The 26,635-nt window shown below is 56.0% G+C and carries 15 protein-coding genes, 2 tRNA genes and 4 rRNA genes; 11 read left to right on the top strand and 10 right to left on the bottom strand.

Features of this window, described 5'->3' with window-relative positions; genetic code table 11:
- Nucleotides 1–312 precede the first annotated feature (312 nt).
- From QMK52_RS06595 to QMK52_RS06575, 5 genes are all read right to left on the bottom strand, one after another.
- Nucleotides 313–1,806 (bottom strand): acetyl-CoA hydrolase/transferase family protein, encoded by a 1,494-nt coding sequence (locus QMK52_RS06595; protein WP_005783502.1) that lies wholly within the window; start codon nt 1,804–1,806, stop codon nt 313–315.
- Nucleotides 1,807–1,985: 179 nt separating this feature from the next.
- Nucleotides 1,986–3,422: an NAD(P)(+) transhydrogenase (Re/Si-specific) subunit beta gene (locus tag QMK52_RS06590; protein ID WP_005783504.1), complete on the bottom strand. Its 1,437-nt coding sequence runs from the start codon at nt 3,420–3,422 to the stop codon at nt 1,986–1,988.
- Nucleotides 3,422–3,745 carry an NAD(P) transhydrogenase subunit alpha gene (locus QMK52_RS06585; protein ID WP_005783507.1) on the bottom strand — a complete coding sequence of 108 codons (324 nt, stop codon included), beginning with the start codon at nt 3,743–3,745 and terminating at the stop codon, nt 3,422–3,424. The genes QMK52_RS06590 and QMK52_RS06585 overlap by 1 nt, the downstream gene beginning before the upstream one ends.
- A 15-nt stretch (nt 3,746–3,760) precedes the next feature.
- Nucleotides 3,761–4,882, bottom strand: a complete 1,122-nt coding sequence (locus QMK52_RS06580; protein WP_005783509.1) for a Re/Si-specific NAD(P)(+) transhydrogenase subunit alpha — start codon at nt 4,880–4,882, stop codon at nt 3,761–3,763.
- Between the two features lie 452 nt (nt 4,883–5,334).
- Nucleotides 5,335–6,234 (bottom strand): LysR family transcriptional regulator, encoded by a 900-nt coding sequence (locus tag QMK52_RS06575; protein ID WP_005783510.1) that lies wholly within the window; start codon nt 6,232–6,234, stop codon nt 5,335–5,337.
- A 156-nt stretch (nt 6,235–6,390) separates the two neighbouring features.
- On the opposite strand from QMK52_RS06575, the gene QMK52_RS06570 reads away from it, so the two are divergent.
- From QMK52_RS06570 to QMK52_RS06530, 9 genes are all read left to right on the top strand, one after another.
- Nucleotides 6,391–7,572, top strand: a complete 1,182-nt coding sequence (locus tag QMK52_RS06570; RefSeq protein ID WP_005783512.1) for an acyl-CoA dehydrogenase — start codon at nt 6,391–6,393, stop codon at nt 7,570–7,572.
- 13 nt (nt 7,573–7,585) lie between these two features.
- Nucleotides 7,586–8,806: a CaiB/BaiF CoA transferase family protein gene (locus QMK52_RS06565; RefSeq protein ID WP_194439695.1), complete on the top strand. Its 1,221-nt coding sequence runs from the start codon at nt 7,586–7,588 to the stop codon at nt 8,804–8,806.
- Nucleotides 8,807–9,386: 580 nt separating this feature from the next.
- Nucleotides 9,387–10,923 (top strand): 16S ribosomal RNA (locus QMK52_RS06560).
- A gap of 81 nt (nt 10,924–11,004) precedes the next feature.
- Nucleotides 11,005–11,081, top strand: a tRNA-Ile gene (locus tag QMK52_RS06555).
- Between the two features lie 30 nt (nt 11,082–11,111).
- Nucleotides 11,112–11,187, top strand: a tRNA-Ala gene (locus QMK52_RS06550).
- Nucleotides 11,188–11,434: 247 nt separating this feature from the next.
- Nucleotides 11,435–14,326, top strand: a 23S ribosomal RNA gene (locus QMK52_RS06545).
- Nucleotides 14,327–14,483: 157 nt separating this feature from the next.
- Nucleotides 14,484–14,599 (top strand): 5S ribosomal RNA (gene rrf / locus QMK52_RS06540).
- 109 nt (nt 14,600–14,708) lie between these two features.
- Nucleotides 14,709–14,824: ribosomal RNA gene (rrf, locus tag QMK52_RS06535) — 5S ribosomal RNA — on the top strand.
- The 16S, 23S and 5S rRNA genes sit together here with 2 tRNA genes alongside, the layout of an rRNA operon.
- Before the next feature lie 273 nt (nt 14,825–15,097).
- On the top strand, nt 15,098–16,978 hold the full coding sequence (locus QMK52_RS06530) for a methyl-accepting chemotaxis protein (RefSeq protein ID WP_005783516.1): 1,881 nt from the start codon (nt 15,098–15,100) through the stop codon (nt 16,976–16,978).
- A 79-nt stretch (nt 16,979–17,057) separates the two neighbouring features.
- On the opposite strand, the gene QMK52_RS06525 is transcribed toward QMK52_RS06530, so the two are convergent.
- The 4 genes from QMK52_RS06525 to QMK52_RS06510 form a co-directional block, all read right to left on the bottom strand.
- Complete coding sequence (locus QMK52_RS06525; RefSeq protein ID WP_194439697.1) at nt 17,058–20,435, bottom strand: amino acid adenylation domain-containing protein; 3,378 nt, start codon at nt 20,433–20,435, stop codon at nt 17,058–17,060.
- Nucleotides 20,423–21,379 carry a diiron oxygenase gene (locus QMK52_RS06520; protein ID WP_005783519.1) on the bottom strand — a complete coding sequence of 319 codons (957 nt, stop codon included), beginning with the start codon at nt 21,377–21,379 and terminating at the stop codon, nt 20,423–20,425. The genes QMK52_RS06525 and QMK52_RS06520 overlap by 13 nt, the downstream gene beginning before the upstream one ends.
- Nucleotides 21,376–22,134 (bottom strand): DUF3050 domain-containing protein, encoded by a 759-nt coding sequence (locus QMK52_RS06515; protein ID WP_005783521.1) that lies wholly within the window; start codon nt 22,132–22,134, stop codon nt 21,376–21,378. Before QMK52_RS06515 ends, QMK52_RS06520 begins: the two co-directional genes overlap by 4 nt.
- 363 nt (nt 22,135–22,497) lie before the next feature.
- The gene (locus tag QMK52_RS06510; protein WP_005783523.1) at nt 22,498–23,208 is read right to left on the bottom strand and encodes a GntR family transcriptional regulator; all 711 of its coding nucleotides are present in this window, start codon (nt 23,206–23,208) and stop codon (nt 22,498–22,500) included.
- Nucleotides 23,209–23,527: 319 nt separating this feature from the next.
- Here QMK52_RS06510 and lapG point away from each other — a divergent pair, with 319 nt between their 5' ends.
- Complete coding sequence (lapG, locus tag QMK52_RS06505) at nt 23,528–24,151, top strand: cysteine protease LapG (RefSeq protein WP_413817833.1); 624 nt, start codon at nt 23,528–23,530, stop codon at nt 24,149–24,151.
- Between the two features lie 14 nt (nt 24,152–24,165).
- On the top strand, nt 24,166–26,118 hold the full coding sequence (gene lapD, locus QMK52_RS06500; protein WP_005783526.1) for a cyclic di-GMP receptor LapD: 1,953 nt from the start codon (nt 24,166–24,168) through the stop codon (nt 26,116–26,118).
- Nucleotides 26,119–26,188: 70 nt separating this feature from the next.
- On the opposite strand, the gene QMK52_RS06495 is transcribed toward lapD, so the two are convergent.
- Entirely contained in the window at nt 26,189–26,527 is a 339-nt protein-coding gene (locus QMK52_RS06495) for a hypothetical protein (protein ID WP_005783528.1), read from the bottom strand.
- Nucleotides 26,528–26,635: the final 108 nt, after the last annotated feature.

The following is a 26,635-nucleotide window of genomic DNA, read 5'->3' as shown; positions in this document are numbered from 1 at the left end:
ATCCTTCCGCTTGTGGCGGGATTAGGTAGTGGTTTAACTGATGCCAATGATCCTCCTCCGGCGCAAGACTCTCTAGATACAGTTCACCTGTATTGTGAGGGGCCAGTTAACTGTTTAATACGGCTGTACGGTACGGAAATGGGGCAACTGTACCTGTGCGCACCTAAAAGGTGCGAAATTGGTGTTTTCAAGATGAGTTGTGGGATATTTAAGTAGGAAATGAGCGGTACAGTAGTACAGTTTATTGCATAGACACTGGCTAGGCTGCCGAGCTGATGAAACTGTAGTTGCATCAGCTCGGATCTGTATTCATCAAGCCTTGAGCATATGCCCGGTTTCTTCCAGGTTGATGTGCCAACTCAGTGCCTGGCGCAGGATATGCGGCGTGTGCCCACCGATGGCACAGGCGGCTTCGAAGTAAGTATTGAGCGCGTCGCGGTAGGCCGGATGCACACAGTTGTCGATGATCACCCGCGCACGCTCCCGCGGTGCCAGGCCGCGCAGATCGGCCAAGCCCACTTCGGTGACGAGGATGTCCACGTCATGTTCGGTGTGGTCCACATGGCTGACCATCGGCACCACGCTGGAAATCGCGCCCCCCTTGGCAATCGATTTGGTGACAAAGATTGCCAGGTGCGCGTTGCGCGCGAAGTCCCCGGAGCCGCCAATGCCATTCATCATCCGCGTGCCGCAGACGTGGGTGGAGTTGACGTTGCCGTAGATATCGAACTCCAGCGCGGTGTTGATACCGATGATGCCCAGGCGGCGCACCACTTCAGGATGGTTGGAGATTTCCTGTGGGCGCAATATCAGCTTGTCCTTGTAGTGCTCCAGGTTGCCGAAAACGTCGGCATTGCGGCGCTCCGACAAGGTAATCGAGCTGCCGGAGGCGAAGCTCAGCTTCCCGGCGTCGATCAGGTCGAAGGTCGAATCCTGCAGCACTTCCGAGTACATCGTCAGATCTTCGAAGGGCGAATCGATCAAGCCACACATCACCGCGTTGGCAATGTTGCCGATCCCGGCTTGCAGCGGGCCGAGTTTGTTGGTCATGCGTCCGGCGTCAACTTCCTGCTTGAGGAAGTTGATCAGGTGGTTGGCGATGCCTTGAGTGTCATCGTCAGGCGGCGTCACGGTTGAGGCAGAGTCGGCCTGGTTAGTGACCACGATAGCGACGATTTTCTCTGGCGGGATCGGAATCGCAGTGCTGCCAATGCGGTCGTCGACCTTCACCAGCGGGATAGGCGTGCGCGTCGGCCGGTAGGTCGGGATATAGATGTCATGCAGCCCTTCCAGGTTCGGATTGTGCGCGAGGTTGATCTCGACGATCACGTGCTTGGCGAAAATTGCGAAGCTGGCTGAGTTGCCTACGGACGTGGTGGGCACGATGTGCCCTTGTTCAGTGATGGCGACCGCTTCGATTACCGCAATGTCCGGCAACTTGAGCTGGTTGTTGCGCAGTTGCTCGACGGTTTCCGATAGGTGCTGGTCGATAAACATCACCTCGCCAGCATTGATCGCCTTGCGCAGCGTGCTGTCGACTTGAAACGGCATACGTCGCGACAGTACGCCAGCTTCGGTCAGTTGCTTGTCCAGGTCATTGCCCAGGCTGGCGCCCGTCATCAGCGTGATTTTGAGGGGCGAAGTCTTGGCGCGTTCGGCCAGGGCGTGGGGGACGGCCTTGGCTTCACCGGCACGGGTGAAGCCGCTCATGCCGACGGTCATGCCGTCCTCGATCAGTGCAGCGGCGTCTGCCGCGCTCATGACCTTGTTCAACAACGAAGGCAAGCGGATACGATCACGGTACATGAATTGTTATCTCAGGCTACGGAAGCAAGGTGGGCAGTGTAGTGATTTCAAAAAGTTTCGGCCCGCTACCATGGTCGAATGCCAGGTGGCGATTTAGAGCCTTTGGTCGGGTTTCATCCGCTAATAAAAAACCCCAGCCTACGTGAGGCCAGGGTTTCGGGTATTGCGCTGGCGCAGTGTTATTCGACAGCTTTGACCATATCTTCGATGACCTTCTTGGCATCACCGAAGACCATCATGGTCTTGTCCAGGTAGAACAACTCGTTATCCAGGCCTGCATAGCCGCTGGCCATCGAGCGCTTGTTGACGATGATGGTCTTGGCCTTGAACGCCTCGAGGATCGGCATACCGGCAATCGGTGAGTTCGGATCGTTCTTGGCCGCCGGGTTGACCACGTCGTTGGCGCCCAACACCAGCACCACGTCAGCCTGGCCGAACTCAGAGTTGATGTCTTCCATCTCGAACACCTGGTCGTAAGGCACTTCGGCCTCGGCCAGCAGCACGTTCATATGCCCAGGCATACGGCCCGCCACCGGGTGGATCGCGTACTTCACGGTGACGCCGCGATGGGTGAGCTTTTCGGTCAACTCTTTAAGCGCGTGTTGTGCCCGCGCAACGGCCAAGCCATAGCCCGGCACGATGATGACCGTGTCGGCGTTGGTCAGCAGGAAGGTAGCGTCGTCGGCGGAGCCGGACTTCACCGGGCGAGCTTCTTTAGAGCCAGCTGCTGCACCGGCGTCTGGCGTATTGCCGAAACCGCCCAGCAGTACATTAAAGAAGGAGCGGTTCATCGCCTTGCACATGATGTAAGACAGGATCGCGCCGCTGGAGCCGACCAGGGAGCCGGCGATGATCAGCATCGAGTTGTTCAGCGAGAAGCCAATGCCCGCCGCTGCCCAGCCGGAATAACTGTTGAGCATCGATACCACTACCGGCATGTCGGCGCCGCCGATCGGGATGATGATCAGCACGCCCAGCACGAAGGCCAGGGCCAGCATCAGCGCGAACGCAGTGAGGTTGCCGGTGAACATGAACGCCAGGCCCAGACCCAGGGTTGCCAAACCGAGCACCAGGTTCAGCTTGTGTTGCCCACCAAACTGTACCGGTGCGCCTTGGAACAGGCGGAACTTGTACTTACCGGATAGCTTGCCGAATGCGATCACCGAGCCGGAGAAGGTGATAGCACCGATGGCGGCACCGAGGAACAGCTCCAGGCGGTTACCGGCCGGGATCGAATCGCCCAGGTGTTTGACGATACCCAGGGACTGTGGCTCGACGACCGCTGCAATCGCGATAAACACCGCTGCCAGGCCGATCATGCTATGCATGAACGCCACCAGCTCCGGCATCTTGGTCATCTCTACGCGTTTGGCCATGATCGAGCCGGCCGTGCCGCCGACCAGCAGGCCGACGATGACGTAGCCGATACCGGCGGTGGCCAGCTCCGCGCCGAGCTTATAGATCAGGCCTACGGTGGTCAGCACCGCCAGTGCCATGCCGAGCATGCCGAACAGGTTGCCGCGTCGGGAGGTGGTGGGGTGCGACAGGCCTTTGAGGGCCTGGATGAAGCAGATCGACGCGATCAGGTAGAGCGTCGTCACCAGATTCATGCTCATTACTTCTGCACCTCTTCTTTCACAGCTTTGGGCGCTTTCTTCTTGAACATCTCAAGCATCCTACGCGTAACCAGGAAACCGCCGAACACGTTAACCGCAGCCAAAGCTACCGCCAGGGTGCCCATCGTCTTGCCCAACGGCGTCACGGTGAGGGCGGCGGCCAGCATGGCGCCCACAATCACGATCGCGGAAATCGCGTTTGTCACTGCCATTAATGGCGTATGCAGCGCGGGGGTAACGTTCCAGACCACGTGGTAACCGACATAAATCGCCAGCACAAAGATGATCAGGTTGTAGATACCGGGGGAGATAAGCTCTTCCATCGTCTGAATCCCTGCTTAGGCGTTTTTGCGGATGACTTGGCCGTCGCGGCACATCAGGCACGCGGCGACGATGTCGTCTTCGAGGTTGATTTCAAACTGCCCTTCCTTGGTGAAGACCAGCTTCAGGAAGTCCAGCAGGTTGCGTGCGTACAAGGCCGAGGCATCCGCGGCGACAGCGCCTGCCAGGTTGGTCGGGCCGCAGATGATCACGCCGTTTTCCACCACGACTTGGTCAGCGACGGTCAACGGGCAGTTGCCGCCCTGAGCTGCGGCGAGGTCGATGACCACCGAGCCGGGTTTCATCTGCGCGACGGTATCGGCGCTAAGCAGGGTAGGCGCCTTGCGGCCTGGGATCAGTGCGGTGGTGATGACGATGTCGGCCTGCTTGGCACGTTCGTGCACGGCCAGGGCCTGGCGCTGCATCCAACTGGTGGGCATCGGGCGCGCGTAGCCGCCGACACCGACGGCGCATTCACGCTCTTCATCGGTTTCGTAGGGCACGTCGACGAACTTGGCGCCCAGGGATTCGATTTGCTCTTTTACCGCCGGACGGACGTCGGACGCTTCGATGACCGCGCCCAGGCGTTTTGCCGTGGCGATAGCTTGCAGGCCCGCCACACCGGCGCCGAGGATCAACACGCGCGCAGCTTTCACAGTGCCAGCGGCGGTCATCAGCATCGGCATGAAGCGTGGGTAGTGATGGGCGGCCAGCAACACAGCCTTGTAACCGGCGATGTTGGCTTGCGAAGACAGTACGTCGAGGCTTTGGGCCCGTGAAGTGCGCGGCGCGGCTTCGAGGGCGAAGGCGGTGATGCCGCATTCGGCAAGCTTGGCGATGGTTTCGTTGCTGAACGGATTGAGCATGCCCACCAATACGGTGCCGCTTTTGATCAGCGCCAGTTCGCTGTCGCTGGGGGCAACCACCTTGAGGATCAGCTCGGCGCCGAACGCATCGCTGGCACTGCCAATGGTTGCGCCTGCCGTTTCATAAGCACTGTCGACGATGCTGGCGTTAATGCCTGCACCGCTTTGTACAGTGACCTTATGGCCCTGGCCGATCAGCTTCTTGATGGTTTCCGGGGTGGCAGCCACCCGCGTTTCACCGGTCTGGGTTTCGAGAGGAACACCAATGTGCACGTCAAATCTCCTGCATGATCTTTTTGCTTTTGATCTTTTTGTAAAAAGGCCAGTGCACCGCGAGTGGCGCAACTGGGGCGACCGATCAGCACGATCCCGCTGAAATGACAGCGGGGCGCGGCATTTTGCAGGCGAACTTTACGGCCTTCAAGAGATTATGACGGGTGACGAAAAATTAACTACAAGTCACCCTGTGACTGATTGTCGCAACCGACTTAAATAACCTCTTTAAATACAAGTATTTAAAGGGTCAAGGGCATTTATTCGATGTTTTCCAATCGCCGACGTGAATGGTCGCTTATAGGCTGGTATTAGTCGCTACAAGCCATGTAGATCATGGCCTTGAGCCTTATTTTCGCTCGACCGGTACAGACTGTCTAAATGCGACATATACGTATATCTGTAGGATTAAAAATAACCTGACTACAGGGTCAGCAAGTTAGCTTTATCCTTTAAATGCCGGGGTTGTAGCGCTTTGATTGTTCAATCAGCCAGTCCTTGAATGCGTGTAGCGAGGCCGATTCGACTTTTTTATCGGGAATCATGAGGTAGTACGCCTTTTCGCTGCTTAGCGTTTCGGTGCTCGCAATCACCAGTCGCTGCTCCTTCAGCTCGCGCTGGATGAGGAAGGGAGGTATCAGTGCGATGCCCATGTCATGCATAGCCGCTTGGGACAACATCGAGAATAGCTCGTATCGAGGGCCTGTCATGTCGCGCGGCAGGCTCAGCTGTTGCGCGTTGAACCACTGACGCCAGGCATAGGGGCGTGTTGTCTGCTGTAGCAGCGGTAATTCGGCGATCTCTTGAGGAGTTAAGTGCGCGCGGCCTCCAAGTAAGTGTGGACTGCACACCGGGACAGGGTTTTCTCCCATCAGCCGGTGTGACTCTGTGCCGGACCAATCGGCATCGCCGAAGTAGATCGCGGCGTCGAACGCAGTGTCGGCGAACAGGAACGGGCGTGTCCGATTGGTCAGATTCACGGTCACCTCCGGGTGCCGGTCCTGAAAGTCCTTGAGGCGTGGAATCAGCCATTGCGTGCCGAAGGTCGGTACCACCGCCAACTCGATGGCGTTGGTGCCCTGCTGACCCATGACCGAGAGGGTGTCGCGCTCTACGGCGTCCAGCTGTGTAGCAACTCTGCGGCTGTAAGAGAGCCCTGCCTCTGTCAGCTTCACCCCTCGACGCGAGCGGCGAAACAGTTCGACACTTAAAAACTCCTCAAGGCTGGCGATCTGTCGACAGATGGCGCCTTGGGTGATGGAAAGCTCCTGTGCCGCCTTGGTGAAGCTTTCGTGACGGGCTGCCGCTTCGAAGCTGATAAGCGCGGTGGTGCTAGGGATTTTTCTGCGCATGTACGTTGCCCTCACAGATAAGGCGCATTTATGGGCTTTTCGAGTATTACGGAGTGAGAAATTAGCACAACCCTATGCAGAAACCTCGTTTGCCCTCTGCGCGTGGCCGGCCTAGTCTGAATCACGACTTCCGTTTTTATCCGCGAGGACTTATTCATGGCTGGCAAGGCAAGCTTCAACTGGATCGATCCACTGCTGCTGGATCAACAGCTCACTGAAGAGGAGCGCATGGTGCGTGACAGTGCCGAGCAGTTTGCTCAGGACAAGCTGGCCCCTCGCGTGCTCGAAGCCTTTCGTCATGAAAAGACTGATCCCGCTATCTTCCGTGAGATGGGAGAAACCGGTTTGCTGGGCGCGATGATTCCCGAGCAATACGGTGGCAGCGGCTTGAACTACGTCAGCTACGGGCTGATTGCGCGTGAGGTGGAGCGTGTCGACTCCGGCTATCGTTCGATGATGAGTGTTCAGTCGTCACTGGTCATGGTGCCGATCAATGAGTTCGGCACCGAGGCGCAAAAACAAAAATACTTGCCGAAATTGGCGTCCGGCGAATGGATTGGCTGTTTCGGGCTCACCGAACCCAACCATGGTTCTGATCCGGGCGCGATGATTACCCGTGCGCGAAAGGTAGATGGCGGCTACAGCCTGACCGGCGCGAAGATGTGGATCACCAACAGCCCGATAGCTGACGTGTTTGTGGTGTGGGGCAAAGATGATGCAGGCGATATCCGTGGTTTCGTCCTGGAAAAAGGTTGGAAGGGCCTTAGCGCCCCGGCGATTCACGGCAAGGTCGGCTTGCGAGCGTCCATTACCGGCGAAATTGTCATGGATAACGTGTTTGTGCCGGACGAGAACATTTTTCCGGATGTGCGTGGCTTGAAGGGGCCTTTTACTTGCCTGAATTCGGCGCGCTACGGTATCTCCTGGGGGGCGTTGGGGGCTGCTGAGTTCTGCTGGCATACCGCGCGTCAGTACACTCTGGATCGTCAGCAGTTTGGTCGGCCATTGGCCGCAACGCAGTTGATCCAGAAGAAGCTGGCCGATATGCAGACCGAGATCACCTTGGCTCTGCAAGGGTGCCTACGTCTGGGGCGGATGAAAGATGAGGGGACCGCAGCGGTCGAGATTACATCGATCATGAAGCGTAACTCGTGTGGCAAGTCCCTGGACATCGCCCGCATGGCCCGCGATATGTTGGGCGGCAACGGCATCTCCGACGAGTTCGGGGTGGCGCGCCACCTGGTCAACCTCGAAGTGGTCAATACCTATGAGGGAACCCACGACGTGCATGCCTTGATTCTTGGGCGCGCACAGACCGGTCTTCAGGCGTTCTATTAATAGGAGCACGGACATGGGCGCGCTTTCCCACCTGCGGGTACTGGATTTATCGCGTGTACTGGCGGGCCCTTGGTCCGGGCAGATTCTTGCGGACCTTGGGGCCGAGGTGATCAAGGTCGAAAGGCCAGGCAGCGGTGATGACACGCGCGCCTGGGGGCCGCCCTTCCTCAAGGACGCATACGGCGAAAATACCAGTGAGGCGGCGTACTATCTGTCCGCTAACCGAAATAAAGAATCGGTGACCATCGACTTCACTAAGCCTGAAGGGCAGAAACTGGTGCGTGATCTGGCGGCCAAGTCGGACATCCTGATCGAGAACTTCAAAGTCGGTGGTCTGGCGGCTTATGGGCTGGATTACGAGTCGCTCAAGGAGATAAATCCTGAGTTGATCTACTGCTCGATCACGGGCTTTGGGCAGACGGGGCCTTATGCAGCGCGTGCCGGCTACGACTTCATGATTCAAGGGCTGGGTGGGTTGATGAGCCTGACCGGCCGGCCTGAAGGTGATGAGGGCGCAGGACCGGTGAAAGTCGGTGTGGCATTGACCGATATTCTCACGGGGCTCTATTCGACCGTCGCGATCCTGGCAGCGTTGGCTCACCGCGATCATGATGGCGGTGGGCAACATATCGATATGGCGCTGCTGGATGTGCAGGTGGCTTGCCTGGCTAATCAGGCGATGAATTACCTGACCACCGGAGTGTCGCCAAAACGCCTGGGCAATGCGCATCCGAACATCGTGCCGTATCAGGATTTTCCTACGGCTGATGGTGATTTCATCCTGACGGTGGGTAATGACGGCCAGTTCCGCAAGTTCGCTGAAGTTGCTGGGCAGCCGCAATGGGGGGATGACCCGCGTTTCGCCACTAACCAGGCGCGAGTGGCCAACCGTGCTGCACTGATTCCGTTGATCCGCCAGGCGACTGTCTTCAAGACAACGGCTGAGTGGGTGTCGCAATTGGAGAGAGTGGGCGTGCCCTGTGGACCGATCAATGATCTGGCGCAAGTTTTCTCCGATCCTCAGGTCAAGGCGCGCGGCCTGGCGATGGAGCTTCCCCATGCGCTGGCGGGGATGGTGCCTCAGGTGGCCAGCCCGATACGCTTGTCCAAGACGCCAGTGGAATATCGAAATGCACCACCTCTCCTGGGGGAGCACACGCTTCAGGTGCTGCAGGGGATTTTGGGGCTAGGGGCAGCTAATGTGGCTGCGTTGAAGGAGGCGGGTATCGTCTGAATGATTTCCTTCTATATAGAGGGAAATCATGGCGTTCCTATAAGTGGTGGTGGTTTTCTAATCAATTCTAACTAATTGATAGAAAAGCGGAATTAAGAGTTGACGGCAGATTCTGGAAGCCTATAATTCGCCCCACTTCCGGCGCAGTCGAAACGGAAAACTCCTTGGTAAACAATGAGTTACGTAGTTTTCGGCAGTAGGTTGCTTCAGTTCATCGAAGCCAAAAGGAAGTTGAAAAAGAGGTGTTGACAGCAGCGTGTAACGCTGTAGAATTCGCCTCCCGCTTCGGAGAGATCTTAAGCGCAAGTGGTTGAAGTTGTTGAAGAAATCTTCGAAAGCTTCTGAAAATAATCACTTGACAGCAAATGAGGCTGCTGTAGAATGCGCGCCTCGGTTGAGACGAAAGATCTTAACCAACCGCTCTTTAACAACTGAATCAAGCAATTCGTGTGGGTGCTTGTGGAGTCAGACTGATAGTCAACAAGATTATCAGCATCACAAGTTACTCCGCGAGAAATCAAAGATGTAACCAACGATTGCTGAGCCAAGTTTAGGGTTTCTTAAAAACCCAAAGATGTTTGAACTGAAGAGTTTGATCATGGCTCAGATTGAACGCTGGCGGCAGGCCTAACACATGCAAGTCGAGCGGTAGAGAGAAGCTTGCTTCTCTTGAGAGCGGCGGACGGGTGAGTAATGCCTAGGAATCTGCCTGGTAGTGGGGGATAACGTTCGGAAACGGACGCTAATACCGCATACGTCCTACGGGAGAAAGCAGGGGACCTTCGGGCCTTGCGCTATCAGATGAGCCTAGGTCGGATTAGCTAGTTGGTGGGGTAATGGCTCACCAAGGCGACGATCCGTAACTGGTCTGAGAGGATGATCAGTCACACTGGAACTGAGACACGGTCCAGACTCCTACGGGAGGCAGCAGTGGGGAATATTGGACAATGGGCGAAAGCCTGATCCAGCCATGCCGCGTGTGTGAAGAAGGTCTTCGGATTGTAAAGCACTTTAAGTTGGGAGGAAGGGTTGTAGATTAATACTCTGCAATTTTGACGTTACCGACAGAATAAGCACCGGCTAACTCTGTGCCAGCAGCCGCGGTAATACAGAGGGTGCAAGCGTTAATCGGAATTACTGGGCGTAAAGCGCGCGTAGGTGGTTTGTTAAGTTGGATGTGAAATCCCCGGGCTCAACCTGGGAACTGCATTCAAAACTGACTGACTAGAGTATGGTAGAGGGTGGTGGAATTTCCTGTGTAGCGGTGAAATGCGTAGATATAGGAAGGAACACCAGTGGCGAAGGCGACCACCTGGACTAATACTGACACTGAGGTGCGAAAGCGTGGGGAGCAAACAGGATTAGATACCCTGGTAGTCCACGCCGTAAACGATGTCAACTAGCCGTTGGAAGCCTTGAGCTTTTAGTGGCGCAGCTAACGCATTAAGTTGACCGCCTGGGGAGTACGGCCGCAAGGTTAAAACTCAAATGAATTGACGGGGGCCCGCACAAGCGGTGGAGCATGTGGTTTAATTCGAAGCAACGCGAAGAACCTTACCAGGCCTTGACATCCAATGAACTTTCCAGAGATGGATTGGTGCCTTCGGGAACATTGAGACAGGTGCTGCATGGCTGTCGTCAGCTCGTGTCGTGAGATGTTGGGTTAAGTCCCGTAACGAGCGCAACCCTTGTCCTTAGTTACCAGCACGTAATGGTGGGCACTCTAAGGAGACTGCCGGTGACAAACCGGAGGAAGGTGGGGATGACGTCAAGTCATCATGGCCCTTACGGCCTGGGCTACACACGTGCTACAATGGTCGGTACAGAGGGTTGCCAAGCCGCGAGGTGGAGCTAATCCCATAAAACCGATCGTAGTCCGGATCGCAGTCTGCAACTCGACTGCGTGAAGTCGGAATCGCTAGTAATCGCGAATCAGAATGTCGCGGTGAATACGTTCCCGGGCCTTGTACACACCGCCCGTCACACCATGGGAGTGGGTTGCACCAGAAGTAGCTAGTCTAACCTTCGGGAGGACGGTTACCACGGTGTGATTCATGACTGGGGTGAAGTCGTAACAAGGTAGCCGTAGGGGAACCTGCGGCTGGATCACCTCCTTAATCGACGACATCAGCTGCTCCATAAGTTCCCACACGAATTGCTTGATTCATTGAAGAAGACGAAAGAAGCAGCCCGAAATTGGGTCTGTAGCTCAGTTGGTTAGAGCGCACCCCTGATAAGGGTGAGGTCGGCAGTTCGAATCTGCCCAGACCCACCAATTTTGTGTGGGAAACGCCTGTAGAAATACGGGGCCATAGCTCAGCTGGGAGAGCGCCTGCCTTGCACGCAGGAGGTCAACGGTTCGATCCCGTTTGGCTCCACCACTACTGCTTCTGTTTGTATAAAGCTTAGAAATGAGCATTCCATCGTTGTGATGGTGAATGTTGATTTCTAGTCTTTGACTAGTTCGTTCTTTAAAAATTTGGGTATGTGATAGAAAGATAGACTGAACGTTACTTTCACTGGTAACGGATCAGGCTAAGGTAAAATTTGTGAGTTCTCTTAATCGAGAAATTCGAATTTTCGGCGAATGTTGTCTTCACAGTATAACCAGATTGCTTGGGGTTATATGGTCAAGTGAAGAAGCGCATACGGTGGATGCCTTGGCAGTCAGAGGCGATGAAAGACGTGGTAGCCTGCGAAAAGCTTCGGGGAGTCGGCAAACAGACTTTGATCCGGAGATGTCTGAATGGGGGAACCCAGCCATCATAAGATGGTTATCTTGTACTGAATACATAGGTGCAAGAAGCGAACCAGGGGAACTGAAACATCTAAGTACCCTGAGGAAAAGAAATCAACCGAGATTCCCTTAGTAGTGGCGAGCGAACGGGGACTAGCCCTTAAGTGGCTTTGAGATTAGCGGAACGCTCTGGAAAGTGCGGCCATAGTGGGTGATAGCCCTGTACGCGAAAATCTCTTAGTCATGAAATCGAGTAGGACGGAGCACGAGAAACTTTGTCTGAATATGGGGGGACCATCCTCCAAGGCTAAATACTACTGACTGACCGATAGTGAACTAGTACCGTGAGGGAAAGGCGAAAAGAACCCCGGAGAGGGGAGTGAAATAGATCCTGAAACCGTATGCGTACAAGCAGTGGGAGCCCACTTTGTTGGGTGACTGCGTACCTTTTGTATAATGGGTCAGCGACTTATTTTCAGTGGCGAGCTTAACCGAATAGGGGAGGCGTAGCGAAAGCGAGTCTTAATAGGGCGTCTAGTCGCTGGGAATAGACCCGAAACCGGGCGATCTATCCATGGGCAGGTTGAAGGTTGGGTAACACTAACTGGAGGACCGAACCGACTACCGTTGAAAAGTTAGCGGATGACCTGTGGATCGGAGTGAAAGGCTAATCAAGCTCGGAGATAGCTGGTTCTCCTCGAAAGCTATTTAGGTAGCGCCTCATGTATCACTGTAGGGGGTAGAGCACTGTTTCGGCTAGGGGGTCATCCCGACTTACCAAACCGATGCAAACTCCGAATACCTACAAGTGCCGAGCATGGGAGACACACGGCGGGTGCTAACGTCCGTCGTGAAAAGGGAAACAACCCAGACCGTCAGCTAAGGTCCCAAAGTTATGGTTAAGTGGGAAACGATGTGGGAAGGCTTAGACAGCTAGGAGGTTGGCTTAGAAGCAGCCACCCTTTAAAGAAAGCGTAATAGCTCACTAGTCGAGTCGGCCTGCGCGGAAGATGTAACGGGGCTCAAACCATACACCGAAGCTACGGGTATCACGTAAGTGATGCGGTAGAGGAGCGTTCTGTAAGCCTGTGAAGGTGAGTTGAGAAGCTTGCTGGAGGTATCAGAAGTGCGAATGCTGACATGAGTAACGACAATGGGTGTGAAAAACACCCACGCCGAAAGACCAAGGTTTCCTGCGCAACGTTAATCGACGCAGGGTTAGTCGGTCCCTAAGGCGAGGCTGAAAAGCGTAGTCGATGGAAAACAGGTTAATATTCCTGTACTTCTGGTTATTGCGATGGAGGGACGGAGAAGGCTAGGCCAGCTTGGCGTTGGTTGTCCAAGTTTAAGGTGGTAGGCTGGAATCTTAGGTAAATCCGGGATTCTAAGGCCGAGAGCTGATGACGAGTTAACTTTTAGTTAACGAAGTGGTTGATGCCATGCTTCCAAGAAAAGCTTCTAAGCTTCAGGTAACCAGGAACCGTACCCCAAACCGACACAGGTGGTTGGGTAGAGAATACCAAGGCGCTTGAGAGAACTCGGGTGAAGGAACTAGGCAAAATGGCACCGTAACTTCGGGAGAAGGTGCGCCGGTGAGGGTGAAGGACTTGCTCCGTAAGCTCATGCCGGTCGAAGATACCAGGCCGCTGCGACTGTTTATTAAAAACACAGCACTCTGCAAACACGAAAGTGGACGTATAGGGTGTGACGCCTGCCCGGTGCCGGAAGGTTAATTGATGGGGTTAGCTAACGCGAAGCTCTTGATCGAAGCCCCGGTAAACGGCGGCCGTAACTATAACGGTCCTAAGGTAGCGAAATTCCTTGTCGGGTAAGTTCCGACCTGCACGAATGGCGTAACGATGGCGGCGCTGTCTCCACCCGAGACTCAGTGAAATTGAAATCGCTGTGAAGATGCAGTGTATCCGCGGCTAGACGGAAAGACCCCGTGAACCTTTACTATAGCTTTGCACTGGACTTTGAATTTGCTTGTGTAGGATAGGTGGGAGGCTTTGAAGCGTGGACGCCAGTCTGCGTGGAGCCAACCTTGAAATACCACCCTGGCAACTTTGAGGTTCTAACTCAGGTCCGTTATCCGGATCGAGGACAGTGTATGGTGGGTAGTTTGACTGGGGCGGTCTCCTCCTAAAGAGTAACGGAGGAGTACGAAGGTGCGCTCAGACCGGTCGGAAATCGGTCGTAGAGTATAAAGGCAAAAGCGCGCTTGACTGCGAGACAGACACGTCGAGCAGGTACGAAAGTAGGTCTTAGTGATCCGGTGGTTCTGTATGGAAGGGCCATCGCTCAACGGATAAAAGGTACTCCGGGGATAACAGGCTGATACCGCCCAAGAGTTCATATCGACGGCGGTGTTTGGCACCTCGATGTCGGCTCATCACATCCTGGGGCTGAAGCCGGTCCCAAGGGTATGGCTGTTCGCCATTTAAAGTGGTACGCGAGCTGGGTTTAGAACGTCGTGAGACAGTTCGGTCCCTATCTGCCGTGGACGTTTGAGATTTGAGAGGGGCTGCTCCTAGTACGAGAGGACCGGAGTGGACGAACCTCTGGTGTTCCGGTTGTCACGCCAGTGGCATTGCCGGGTAGCTATGTTCGGAATAGATAACCGCTGAAAGCATCTAAGCGGGAAACTAGCCTCAAGATGAGATCTCACTGGAACCTTGAGTTCCCTGAAGGGCCGTCGAAGACTACGACGTTGATAGGTTGGGTGTGTAAGCGCTGTGAGGCGTTGAGCTAACCAATACTAATTGCCCGTGAGGCTTGACCATATAACACCCAAGCAATTTGTTTCTCGAAAGAGCATCAGATTGCGGTGTGTGAAGACGAAGATGAACCGAAAGTTCGACGCTCACAAAACACCGAAAGCTGTCACATACCCAATTTGCTGAAGCGAGGCCAGCTGGTCACGACTCAGTACCCGAATTTCTTGACGACCATAGAGCATTGGAACCACCTGATCCCATCCCGAACTCAGCAGTGAAACGATGCATCGCCGATGGTAGTGTGGGGTTTCCCCATGTGAGAGTAGGTCATCGTCAAGATTAAATTCCGAAACCCCTGTTTGCTAACGCAAACAGGGGTTTTGTTTATGTAGAAGCTCATGAATTTCACCGGCACGTTGCCAACGCAACGGTCTGGTACACAGAATTTCTTGACGACCATAGAGCATTGGAACCACCTGATCCCATCCCGAACTCAGCAGTGAAACGATGCATCGCCGATGGTAGTGTGGGGTTTCCCCATGTGAGAGTAGGTCATCGTCAAGATTGAATTCCGAAACCCCTGTCTGCTAACGCAGACAGGGGTTTTGTCGTTTAAGGCTCTATTTCACACCCTCCCGCCTTCAGCTACCGCCTGTCGGTTTCCTACGTAAAAAGAAGATGCTTCACACAAATTTCTAAGCTTTGCCGATGTTTGGCCGAAAGCCTGACGAGCCATGCGTGCACCGAAATAGAGCGACCGCAGAGTCCGCCTATCCCGTTACATGGAATGTTCTACTCGGCACGCTCACCCCCCTTTGGCAAAAAGAAGTCGATGAAATGAATCTCAAGTTCAGTCATAAAATTCTGTTGGCCGCGTCAGGCGTCGTGGTTTTAGCCTTCGCGTTATTCACCCTCTACAACGACTACCTGCAACGCAGCACGATCAGGCAAAACCTGGCCTCGTCTATCGAGCAATCCGGCGAGCTTACCGCCAGCAGTGTGCAGAACTGGCTCAGTGGTCGCATCCTGGTCCTCGAGAATCTGGCGCAGAACGTTGCCCATCAAGGCAGTGCCGTCGATCTTCCCGGGTTGGTGGATCAGCCAGCGTTTACCTCCAACTTCCAGTTCACCTACGTGGGCCAAACCAATGGCGTATTTACACAACGCCCTGACGCGAAGATGCCTGACGACTATGACCCTCGTCAGCGCCCTTGGTACAAGCAGGCAGTAGCTGCAGACAAAACAATGCTTACCCCGCCTTATATGGCGGCTGTAGGCGGTCAGATCGTGACAATTGCCATGCCGGTGAAGAAGAACGGCGAACTGTTGGGTGTTGTTGGGGGTGACCTTAGCCTGCAAACCCTGGTGAAGATCATCAACTCGGTAGACTTCGGCGGCATTGGCCATGCGTTTCTGGTCAGTGGCGATGGTCAGGTCATCGTGAGCCCTGACCAGGACCAGGTGATGAAAAATCTCAAGGACATCTACCCTGGCACCAACGTGCGCATCGAGAAGCTCAACCAGGACGTTGTTCTCAATGGCCAGGATCGTATTCTTTCGTTCACGCCTATCAGCGGTTTGCCCGGCGCCGACTGGTACATCGGTCTATCCATTGATAAAGAAAAAGCCTACGCCCCGCTGGGCAAGTTCCGTACCTCGGCTTTGATTGCAATGCTGATCGCCGTTGTGGCCATTGCCGTGCTCTTGAGCCTGTTGATTCAAGTGTTGCTGCGTCCGTTGACCACCATGGGCGTCGCCATGCAAGACATCGCCCAAGGCGAAGGCGATTTGACCCGACGACTCGCAGTGACCAGCAAAGACGAATTCGGCGAAGTCGGCAGTGCATTCAATCAATTCGTCGAACGCATCCACGCCTCGATTTCCGAGGTGTCTTCGGCAACGCGTCAGGTGCATGATTTGTCCCAGCGCGTAATGGCATCGTCCAATGCTTCGATCATCGGTTCCGACGAACAGAGTGCGCGTACCAACAGCGTAGCTGCGGCCATCAACGAACTGGGCGCTGCCACCCAGGAAATCGCCCGCAATGCAGCAGATGCTTCGCAGCATGCCAGCGGTGCCAGCGAACAGGCTGACGATGGCCGCAAGGTGGTTGAGCAAACCATCCTGGCGATGTCAGAGCTGTCGCAGAAGATCAGTCTGTCCTGCACTCAGATCGAAACCCTTAACGCCAGTACCGACAACATCGGGCATATTCTGGATGTGATCAAAGGCATTTCCCAGCAGACCAACTTGCTCGCCCTCAATGCGGCAATTGAAGCCGCCCGTGCTGGCGAAGCCGGGCGTGGGTTCGCCGTAGTGGCAGATGAAGTGCGCAACCTGGCACACCGTACCCAAGAGTCGGCAGAGGAGATCCACAAGATGATCACTTCGTTGCAGGTGGGCTCGCGTGAAGCGGTGACCACCATGAATGCCAGCCAGACTTCCAGCGAAGAAAGCGTTGAAGTGGCCAACCAGGCGGGTGAGCGCCTGATCAGCGTGACGCAGCGTATCGTTGAGATTGATGGAATGAACCAGTCGGTTGCAGCTGCCACCGAAGAGCAGACCGCTGTTGTTGAAACCCTCAACGTCGACATCAACCAGATCAACCTGTTGAACCAGCAGGGTGTGGCCAACCTCAACGAGACGCTCAAAGACTGCGATGCACTGTCCCAGCAGGCCAGTCGATTGAAGCAATTGGTTGATAGCTTCAAGATCTGATCCTGTTTGCATTGGAGCGAGGCCTCTCGCTCCGAATGCTGATTGGCGCAGTAGTGTTGTCGGCAATTTCTGAAGCTGTTCAGAGGAAGCTGATGGCCCTGAGGTAATCACAGCCTTTGCGTAACAGCGCCGGGCTCTTTGACGGATAGTCCATACCCATTCTTTCCAGACCCCATCGGGCATTGTCGTAACGGATCATCGACGTATCGCCGATGTCTTCGTCCAGTTCGTCCAGGTAGAAACCCAGCACACCGAACAACGCGTTATCACGGCCAACCGTTCGCAGCGCCTGCTGCCAGTCTTCAACGCTTACCCGGTCGAAGGCGTGCCCGGCCTGGCTGAATGCGTCGAGGTACTTATCCCAGCTCAAGGGCTGTGGGTTGTGCAGGTTGAACACGTTTCGCCCAAAGGCAAATTGGGCGCTGTGGAAGGCTATGAAGCCAGCCAGGAAATCCACCGGCATCAGATCGAAGTTCACCTCCAACCGGGGGACCAGCCCCAATTGCAGAGACCCCTTGAGCATCAGCATCAGGCGGTTCTTCTGCGGTTGGCAGACGCCGCTCTGACTGTTGAAACTGATATTTCCCGGCCGATGAATATTGACCCAGGCCCCTTGTTCGACGGCCCTTCCCAGCAATCGCTCAGCTACCCATTTCGAGAGGTTGTAGCCATTTTTCACATACAGCGGCTGCGCGCGCCCGGCGGGCGATTCAAGGACGTGCCCATCGGCGTCCACGCTGCTGCAGGCCGACAGCGTCGAGATGAAGTTAAGGACCTTCTTACAGTGGGTCTCGCAGAGGCGCAGGCACTCAAACACCGGCTCGACGTTGTCTCTGGCGAGTGACGCATAATCCAGTACATGATTGACCTGTGCGGCGTTATGCACCAGCACACCATAATGACGGGCAAGATAGTCATACACATTGCCGGCCAAGCCCAGGCGGGGTTCGCGCATGTCAGCGGCATACACCCGCACTCGGCTCAGGTCCAAATGTTCCAGGCGGTATTCCCGCAGTGCCTGGGTGAATCGCGCCGCCGCCGAATGCCCGGGCAGTTCCCGCACCAGACACGCTACTTCCAGCGCCCCGCCGGCCAGTAGCGCTTGGACGATATGTACCCCGACAAAACTGTTCGCCCCGGTGACGATCGCTTTGCGTGGGTCACCCATGCGGGTATCAGGCAGCACCTCGATCCCCAGCATTCTTGCTGCATCTTTTTCCATCCGGTGGGTAGGGGTATCAGGCAGCGCCCCGCCGTCCATCAGTGCGGCCAACGTGCGGATGGTCGGTGTCTCGAAAAAGGGGCTCAGGCAGAAGCTACGACCAAACTGCTCACGCAGGCGCAACAATAGGCTCGACAACAGGATGGAGTGGCCGCCGAGGTTGAAGAAACTGTCATCGATCGAAATTTCGCCTGCGGATAAGGCCAACAACTCTGCCCATAAGTCCACCAACTGTTCCTGCAGAGGTGTTTGTACAGGGTTGCGAGTCGCCCCGGCCAGCGTGGATATTGGCAGGGCCAATAATGCCTTCCGATCGACCTTGCCGTTACTCGTACCGGGCATACAGGCCAACTCGCTCCAGGCGACCGGCTGCATATGTACAGGCAACCACTGCCGGGCATGTTCCTTCAGGCTCTGCAGCGTAGCGCCGGGTTCGGGCTGGGCGGCAAAACCTATGACTCTGTGCGTCGGATCGATCACCACTGCCACTTGGCGAAACAATCGACTGTCGCGCAGGCACTGCTCAATCTCCTGAGGCTCGACTCTAAAGCCACGGATCTTGACTTGATCATCCCGACGCCCGCCGAGCTCGATGCCATCTTGCGTCCATTTCGCCAAATCGCCGCTGCGGTAAGCCTTGAGAACCTGTCCATTCGGCAGCCTCAGCGTAACGAATGGACTGTCGGGTTGCGGCGGTGCATTCCAATAGCCGAGGCTGACGCCTGGACCGGCAATGTACAAATCGCCCGTGACCTGTTCATCCACCGGTTGCAGGTTTTCGTCGAGGATTAACACCTGGCTGTTGGCGATGGGGTAGCCGATGTTGCGATGGCTATCACCTTGTTGGAATACCCGGTGTGTTGCCAACACTGTGGTCTCGGTGGGCCCATAAAGGTTATGCAACTGGCATTGCCCCGCCAGTTGTTCGATCACATAGGGCTCGCAGAAATCGCCGCCGGTCAGCAAGTGAGTAAGGCCCAGTGGCTTATCCAGCGGCAGAATGCTGAGCAGCGCCGGTGGCAGAAATCCATGACTGATGCGTTGCTGGCGAATCAGCTCTACCAGTTGGTGAGGGTCGTGACGTTGATCTGCGCTGGGGACAATCAATTCAGCGCCGGCGATCAAGGCCGGGAAAATATCGATCAATGACGAGTCGAAGCCCAGTGGCGAAAACTGCAGGACGCGACTGTGTTGATCCAACCCCACACAGGTTGTGAGCCACGCGCTGAAATGCGCCAGATTGTAGTGGCTCAGGAGTACACACTTGGGCTGGCCGGTGGTCCCCGACGTGAACAAGGCCATGCAAGGCTCGTCGGCAAGGGGGTGATGGCGCATCAGCGGTTGTATCGCGTCGACGTCGTGCACAGCGATTTGGCTGACATCAAGGGACGCGAAGCCATCTCGCAAAGGATGATGACCGTTATCCAGCAGCACAAAGGCCTGGAGGCTTTCCAACATGCTGCGCTGACGCTGCACCGGGTGATCCGGGGCCAACGGCAAATACACACAGCCGCAACCCAGCACCGCAAGAATACTTGCATACAGCTCGGTGGATTTTTCCAGGCACACGCCGATCACCCGTGGTGCTTGCACGCCTCCCAGCAAGGGAAGCAGGCGTTGCTGGATCGCTATGGCATGGCGATGAAGTTGCTGATAAGTCAGCATGCCCCCCGCGATATTCAACGCTGTTCGATTCGCGAAGGTCTCAAGACTGGCCTGTAGCGCTTCAATCATGGGCATCTGGGCTGCCCGCAGTAAGGCCGGGTCTGTCGTGCGGTTGAACCGATGCATGAATGCCACTGCTTCCAGCCCTTGCAGGCCCTGTTCGGGCCAGTCGTTAGCGGTAGCGGCTATAGAGAAATAACCTGGATCCCTTGAAAAACCACAGACCAACCAAGCTGCCCACTCCACCAATGCGTGCGTTGCCTGCTGGTGTAATCGCTGGCCGTTGCCGCTGGGTTCCTCGGCGACGCCCTGCACAGCCAACAGGCGGCGCTCGCGGTCATAGCAGCGCAACTGCAGCGAGGGCAGCCCGTGCTCGGATAGCGGGCCGATACCCACGCGCAGGCTTATCCATGGCACGTCGGTTGGCAATGGCGGCAGCGGCTGCCCCCCATCTTCGATTATCAGGTCGACAGACCCTGCTCCTGCGATATGGCCGTATTGCTCCAGCACTTGCTTGAGCTCGTCCAGGGCTTTGCTGGAGGTACTCCACGCGATCTTTAAACGCCGCATGCCAACCTCCCTGGTACCGGCAGGTAGGCGCTCAATGCCTGGGCGACGCTGGGCGTTTGCAGTACACCGCTGTGGCGCAGCAACCCCATGATATTGGCCACCAGTGGATGTTGGTGGGTGATGGGAAAATCCAGCGCATGGATTTCATGACGTAGCGCAAGACGAGTATCGGCACTGATGTCCAGGTGTTCGATCAGTTGCAGGTCGAAGTCTTGTTGCAGATCGTTGGTCAGGTAGCGCGCCAGGAAAACAGGCAGCGCTTGAGCGATGCTGTCGCGATCTTGCGGGGTTGCCGACTGCCAGTAAATACGCACCAACTGAGCCCAGAACCGCGCATGACGGCCCTCATCGAACAGGTGATCGGCCATCAGGCCGCGCACAGACGATTTGACGCTGGCGTCTTTTGAGAACGCTGCCACATCATGGGTAACGGTATTTTCAGCAATGGCCACGACGATTAATTCAACGGCATCGTGCAAGTGCGCCGGCACCTTTGCCTGCGCTGCCGGTAGCGCGCGGCTCAATTCAATTTGCCCGGGTAGATTGAGCGGTTCGATCCCGGTCATTTCCACGGCTTGCTGAAGAAAATCCAGCGCGACCAACGCGTGGTAATCCTCGTCCACAACGACCGTCATCGCGTCGTAGCGGCAAGCGAGTGGGAAGGGCAGGGAGAAGCGGTTTTTCGCGATGCTGCGAGCGGTCTTGTCGACGATTTCGGTTTCGAAGATCACCACATCATTGACGAATTTATAGAAGCTTTGCGTCAGCACGAAGTTGCGCCACTGCGGGCAGTGTTCAAGGAAAGTTGCACTCAGCACCAGCGGTTGGCGGCACAGGGGAAAGATGAGTTTGCCGTCGTTTTCCAGTACGCGTCGGGGGCGTGTGCGGATGGTAGCGCGACGCTCCCAATCATCGGCAAAGGATTGGTAATTGACGGCGTTCATGGGCGAACCTCTTGCAGCGTAGCCAGCACACTGTCCCAGAACATAATACGGCGCTCCACGGCGCCAAGGGCGGTGTTATCGGCTTGTTTCTGGCGAAGCGGATCTGTGCCGATCAAACGCTGGAGCAACTGTTCTGCCGCTGGCCCATGGTCGTGGCTGTCCACTTCGATATGGCGGTTGAGGTAGTGGAAGAAGGTAGGTGTTTCACGCTCAATGAACGCGTTGCTGTGCATCAAGCCTTCAAACATCGAGGGAATGACACTCTCGCGTCCATGCAGGAAGGCCGCCGCCACACAGTGGGTGGGCGCACTGAGCGCGATTTGCAATGTGCTGTCGACAAATTGCACCACGCCACGGGGCGCATCGATCATCTGCAAAGCCGCGCTGGCTTCCACGCCCTGATGCTGCAGATCAATGAGGCGTGTGATGGCGGCGGTGTTGGCGCCTACCTCTGTCATGGCGTCCAGGTAAAGCTCGAAATGACTGCAATGGCCGCGTGTTGGATGCTCATCCGATTCCTCGCCCAGCACAATTTCATTGATCAAGCGGGCAGCGTGGGGGTCTGCGGGAGGGAGCCAGGGGATTTGAGTGCACGTCAGGTCTTGTTGCAGGCGCTTGGTCAGAGTCATGAAGTCCCAAACGGCGAATACATGGTGCTCCATAAAGTATCGCAACTTGGCGAGTGAGGTTATTTCTATAAATAACGGATGGCCGAAAAGTTTTTGTTTTCTTTGTTCGATAAAATGTTGATGCATGGTTGACGCCTATAAGTTGTTGCAAGTGCTCTAAAAGCAGTGTTGGGATTTTTTTAGTTGTGTTGGAAGTGTAACGTTTAGTCAAGGCCGCGCAGATAGCGCAACTCTTGATAGAGTTGTGCCCAGTGGATTGAAGGGGTGCGGTTGGTCGGGCGAAGATAATAAGCTGATTAAACGTTAGGGGCGGATTATAAAAGTATTAGATGTTTTGTCCGCAAGCTGTTGCAGGAGCAACGGGTTGTTTAAGTGTGGGAGAGTTCCTCGGTGTTAGTAGCCTTGTAAGTTTTACTGCCTGTCATTATGGTAACTTTCCTGATGGAAAGTTACCCCGCATAGTGTAATGATCAGCGAGTAATGAAGGCCCTATTGCGCGACTTTTTTGTCGGCGCTTTCGAGACCCTTGAGGTAGTTAGCGATCACTTCCATACCGCGCATCAAGTGATTACGCAGCGTCAGAATGCTCTCGTCGATCTTTTTCTGCGCCACCAGGCTCAACAGTTCACGGTGATCCTCCTGAGACGTTTCGCCCAATCCCATCGCTTCAAGATTGAAGCGCAGAAAGCGTTCCTCTTCATTCAGCCCGTGCTCCACCAGATCGAGCAGTCGCTGATTGGGGGCCTTGCCGTACAAGACCATGTGAAACAGGCGATTGAGGCGGCCAATCTCTCTGTAGTCTTTCTCACATTCCAGCGCATTGATACAGGCCTCGGCCTCGGCAAGGTCGGCGTCACTGAGCAACGGGATCGACAAGCGCAGGGCTTCAGATTCGAGCAACATGCGCAGTGCATAGGTCTCAGCCGAATTGTCCTCGATCAACGGCGCCACCACGGCCCCCTTGTGGGTCACCACATGCAGCAGGGATTGCGCCTCCAGTTGGCGCAAGGCTTCGCGCACGGGCATACGGCTGACGCCGAACAGACTCGCCAGTTCCTGCTGGCGCATCGCGGTGCCACAGGGTAATCGCCCATCGAGGATGGCGTTGCGCAACGTTTCTTCAATGACGGCGCGAGCAAGATGGGCGGGAATAGGCCCGCTTATTTTGATGCTGCTTAAAGGGTTCGGCTTCTGCGTCACGGTTACGCTATCCTCCTTTCTTGAATAATAGTGTGGTCAATTGGATCCAATGCACACTAAAGACGGCCCAAGCGCTTGTCAAACAGCCAAAGTTTCCGTTTGTAAGGGCTTACACAGCATACTTTGTGTCTCCCACAAGGGGCGGTTATAAACTCGGTCCTCCTATGAATGATTGCACTGTGCCATTGTTTTTTGTAGGGCCAGGCTTCACCATTCCTCGAAATTGCGTCTCTTTCATGGACAGAACGCCTTGGCGGTAAGTTTTATTCCCTATCGAGTTCTTTGCTGGCTGTTATCAGCAATTCTGTTGGCCGGCTTGATGCTTGGCGGGCTGCGTGCCGATTGGGATTTCTCTCAGATCAGCCGCAAGGCTACCGCCGTGTACGGGCCGCTCGGCGAAGGGCAGCAGCGTATCGACGCCTGGCAGCGGCTATTGGCGAGCCAAAAACAGGTCAGCGAGCCGGAGCAGCTCAAGGTCGTGAATTTGTTCTTCAACAAGCAAATGACCTACGTGGAAGACATCGACCTCTGGCACGCTGTCGATTATTGGGAGACGCCCGTCGAGGCCCTTTGGAAGGGGGCCGGTGACTGTGAAGACTACGCGATCGCAAAGTATTTCAGTTTGCGTCATCTGGGTGTGTCCAGCGACAAATTACGCATTACCTACGTCAAGGCTTTGCGGCAGAATCGCGCGCACATGGTTCTGACCTATTATTCGACGCCTGACGCTATCCCGCTGGTGCTCGACAGCCTGATGGACGAAATCCTGCCGGCTACCCGCCGCACCGATTTGGTCCCGGTGTATTCATTCAACGCCGAGGGCTTGTACTTGCCCGGCGCCAAGGGCAACAAGAAAATCGGTGATACCAAACGCTTGTCGCGCTGGCAGGATGTGTTGAAAAAAATGCGTGCGGAAGGCTTCCCAGCCGAGCCTGCCAACTAGGAGTAACTGATCGGATGTCTCTGTTCAAACAACTATTGATCGCAATCTGTCTGTTCCTGGTGGTCGCCTTCAGCGGCAGTTTCATGGTCAGCCTGGAAAGCTCGCGCACCCAATACGTCAACCAGCTGCGCTCCCATGCTCAGGATGCCGCGACGGCGTTGGCGCTGTCGTTGACCCCCAATATCGACGACCCAGCCATGGTGGAGCTGCTGGTCAGCTCGATCTTCGACAGCGGCTACTACGCCAGCATCCGTGTGGTGGACCTGGCGACGGATAAAACCATCGTCGAGCGCAGCGGCATTCCTGATAACAACGGCGTGCCCAACTGGTTCGTAAAGTTGATCGGCCTGGAGCCGGCAGGTGGTGATGCGCTGGTTAGCCGTGGCTGGGAGCAGGCGGCGCGAGTCGAAGTGGTCAGCCATCCAATGTTCGCCCTGGCCAAGCTCTGGCAAAGCGCCTTGGGTAGCCTGGGCTGGCTACTGCTGTGCGGTGCGGTCAGTGTGGTGCTCGGTGGGCTGTTACTGCGCCGGCAATTGAAGCCGTTGGACTACATGGTCAAACAGTCCCACGCGATTGCCCGCCGAGAATTCCTCAGCCTGCCCGACCTGCCTCGCACGCCGGAACTGCGGCGAGTGGTGCAAGCCATGAACCAGATGGTGGAAAAGCTCAAGGCGTTGTTCCAGGAACAGGCCGAACGCAGCGAAAAACTGCGCACCGAGTCCTATCAGGACAACCTCACCGGCCTCGCTAACCGGCGTTATTTCGAAATGCAGCTCAACGCCCGTGTCAGTAACCCGGAAGACACCAACTCCGGTTACTTGCTGCTACTGCGGGTCAAGGACCTTGCCGGCCTCAACCAACGCCTGGGCGGCCAGCGCACCGACCAATTGCTGCAAGCGGTCGGCCAACAACTGCTGCGTCAGTGCGAGCCGTACCCGGAAACCCATAACCTCGTTACCCGTATCCGCGGCGGCGAATTCGCTGTGCTGGCACCGGGACTGATGCGTGAAGAAGCGCTGCAATTGGCGCAGAACCTGGAAAGCACCTTGCTCAGCTTGCAGGCGACCGGCGCCAGCGATGTGATGCCGGTGGCCTATATCGGCCTGGCGCCGTTCAGCCATGGCGATGCGCCACAAGCACTGCTGACCCTCGCCGATCAGGCGCTGGCCCAGGCCGAAGCGCAGGGCGATACCAGTTGGGTGTGCCTGGACAGCAGCGCCGCCGCCAGCGTCGGTGACGATCACCATGCCTGGCACACATTATTGGACCAGGCCCTGACCCAGCAGCGCTTCCAGCTGTACTTCCAGCCGGTCGTCGCCAGCCAGGACCCACAATTGGTCTTGCATTACAAAGTACTGTCGCGCCTGCAGGACGAGGAAGGCCACACGATACCGGCCGGGCGCTTTCTGCCGTGGCTCGAGCGCTTCGGCTGGTCGGCCCGCCTGGACCGTTTGATGCTGGAACAAGTCCTCAAGCAGATGGCCAGCCACAACCATAACCTGGCGCTGAACCTCTCGGCCGCAACGTTCCAGGATACCCAGGCCCTGAATCGGATTTATGACCTGCTGCGCCAGCACAGCAACCTGGGCTCACGCCTCACCCTGGAGATTGGTGAAGAGCAACTCCCCGAGCAGCCGGTGCTGGAACAGATTACCCACCGCCTGCGCGAGCTGGGTTTTTCCCTCAGCCTGCAGCGTTTTGGTGGGCGGTTCAGCATGATCGGCAACCTGGCACGCCTGGGCCTGGCCTACCTGAAGATCGATGGCAGCTACATTCGCGACATCGACCAGGAAAGTGACAAGCGTCTGTTTATCGAAGCCATCCAGCGTGCAGCCCACAGCATCGATCTGCCGTTGATTGCCGAACGTGTGGAGACCGAGGGCGAGCTGAAGGTCATTCGCGAGATGGGGATTTTTGGTGTGCAGGGCCAGCTGTTTGGCGAGCCTGCGCCCTGGAAATCACACTGACATCAGGACATTCAAATGTGGGAGGGGGCTTGCCCCCTCCCTCATTTGAATAAAGGTTCGGCGTCAGGGCTCAGATCAGTCCTTTCTCGTCATCATCAATCAACTGGCTCAACCCACCCAACGCTTCCCGCGCGTGGTTACGGTCCATCAACTTGGCCTGTGCCGCCGGCGGCAGGTCGGTCACGCTGATGACGCCTTTGCGGGTCAGCACCTGGATCAAGTCATCCAGCACCCGGATCATCTCCAGGTCGCTCTGCTTGAGTTGGGCCAGGCTGGTTTCCACCACTTCGTTGGCGTACCAGGCCTGGATCTCATGGTGATCGGCCGGCAGGGTTTCGGTGGACTCGGTAAAGGCGGCCGCCTCTACGCGAATCAGCGCGCCCAGTGCATCACGTTGCACGTAAAACATAAGAACCCCTCGAATATGAGCCACATGCGTTCAACAGCATAGGTCAACGCTGCGTGTATGAGCGTGAGTATGCGACGCACCGCCCGCCAGGGCCAGCGGCCCATAAGG

Origin of the sequence: Pseudomonas sp. P9_2 (genome assembly GCF_034008255.1) — a bacterium.
Classification (GTDB): Bacteria; Pseudomonadota; Gammaproteobacteria; order Pseudomonadales; family Pseudomonadaceae; genus Aquipseudomonas; species Aquipseudomonas synxantha_A.
The sequence above is the reverse complement of the archived record's forward strand: the minus strand, read 5'-3'. Positions and strand labels throughout refer to the sequence as shown.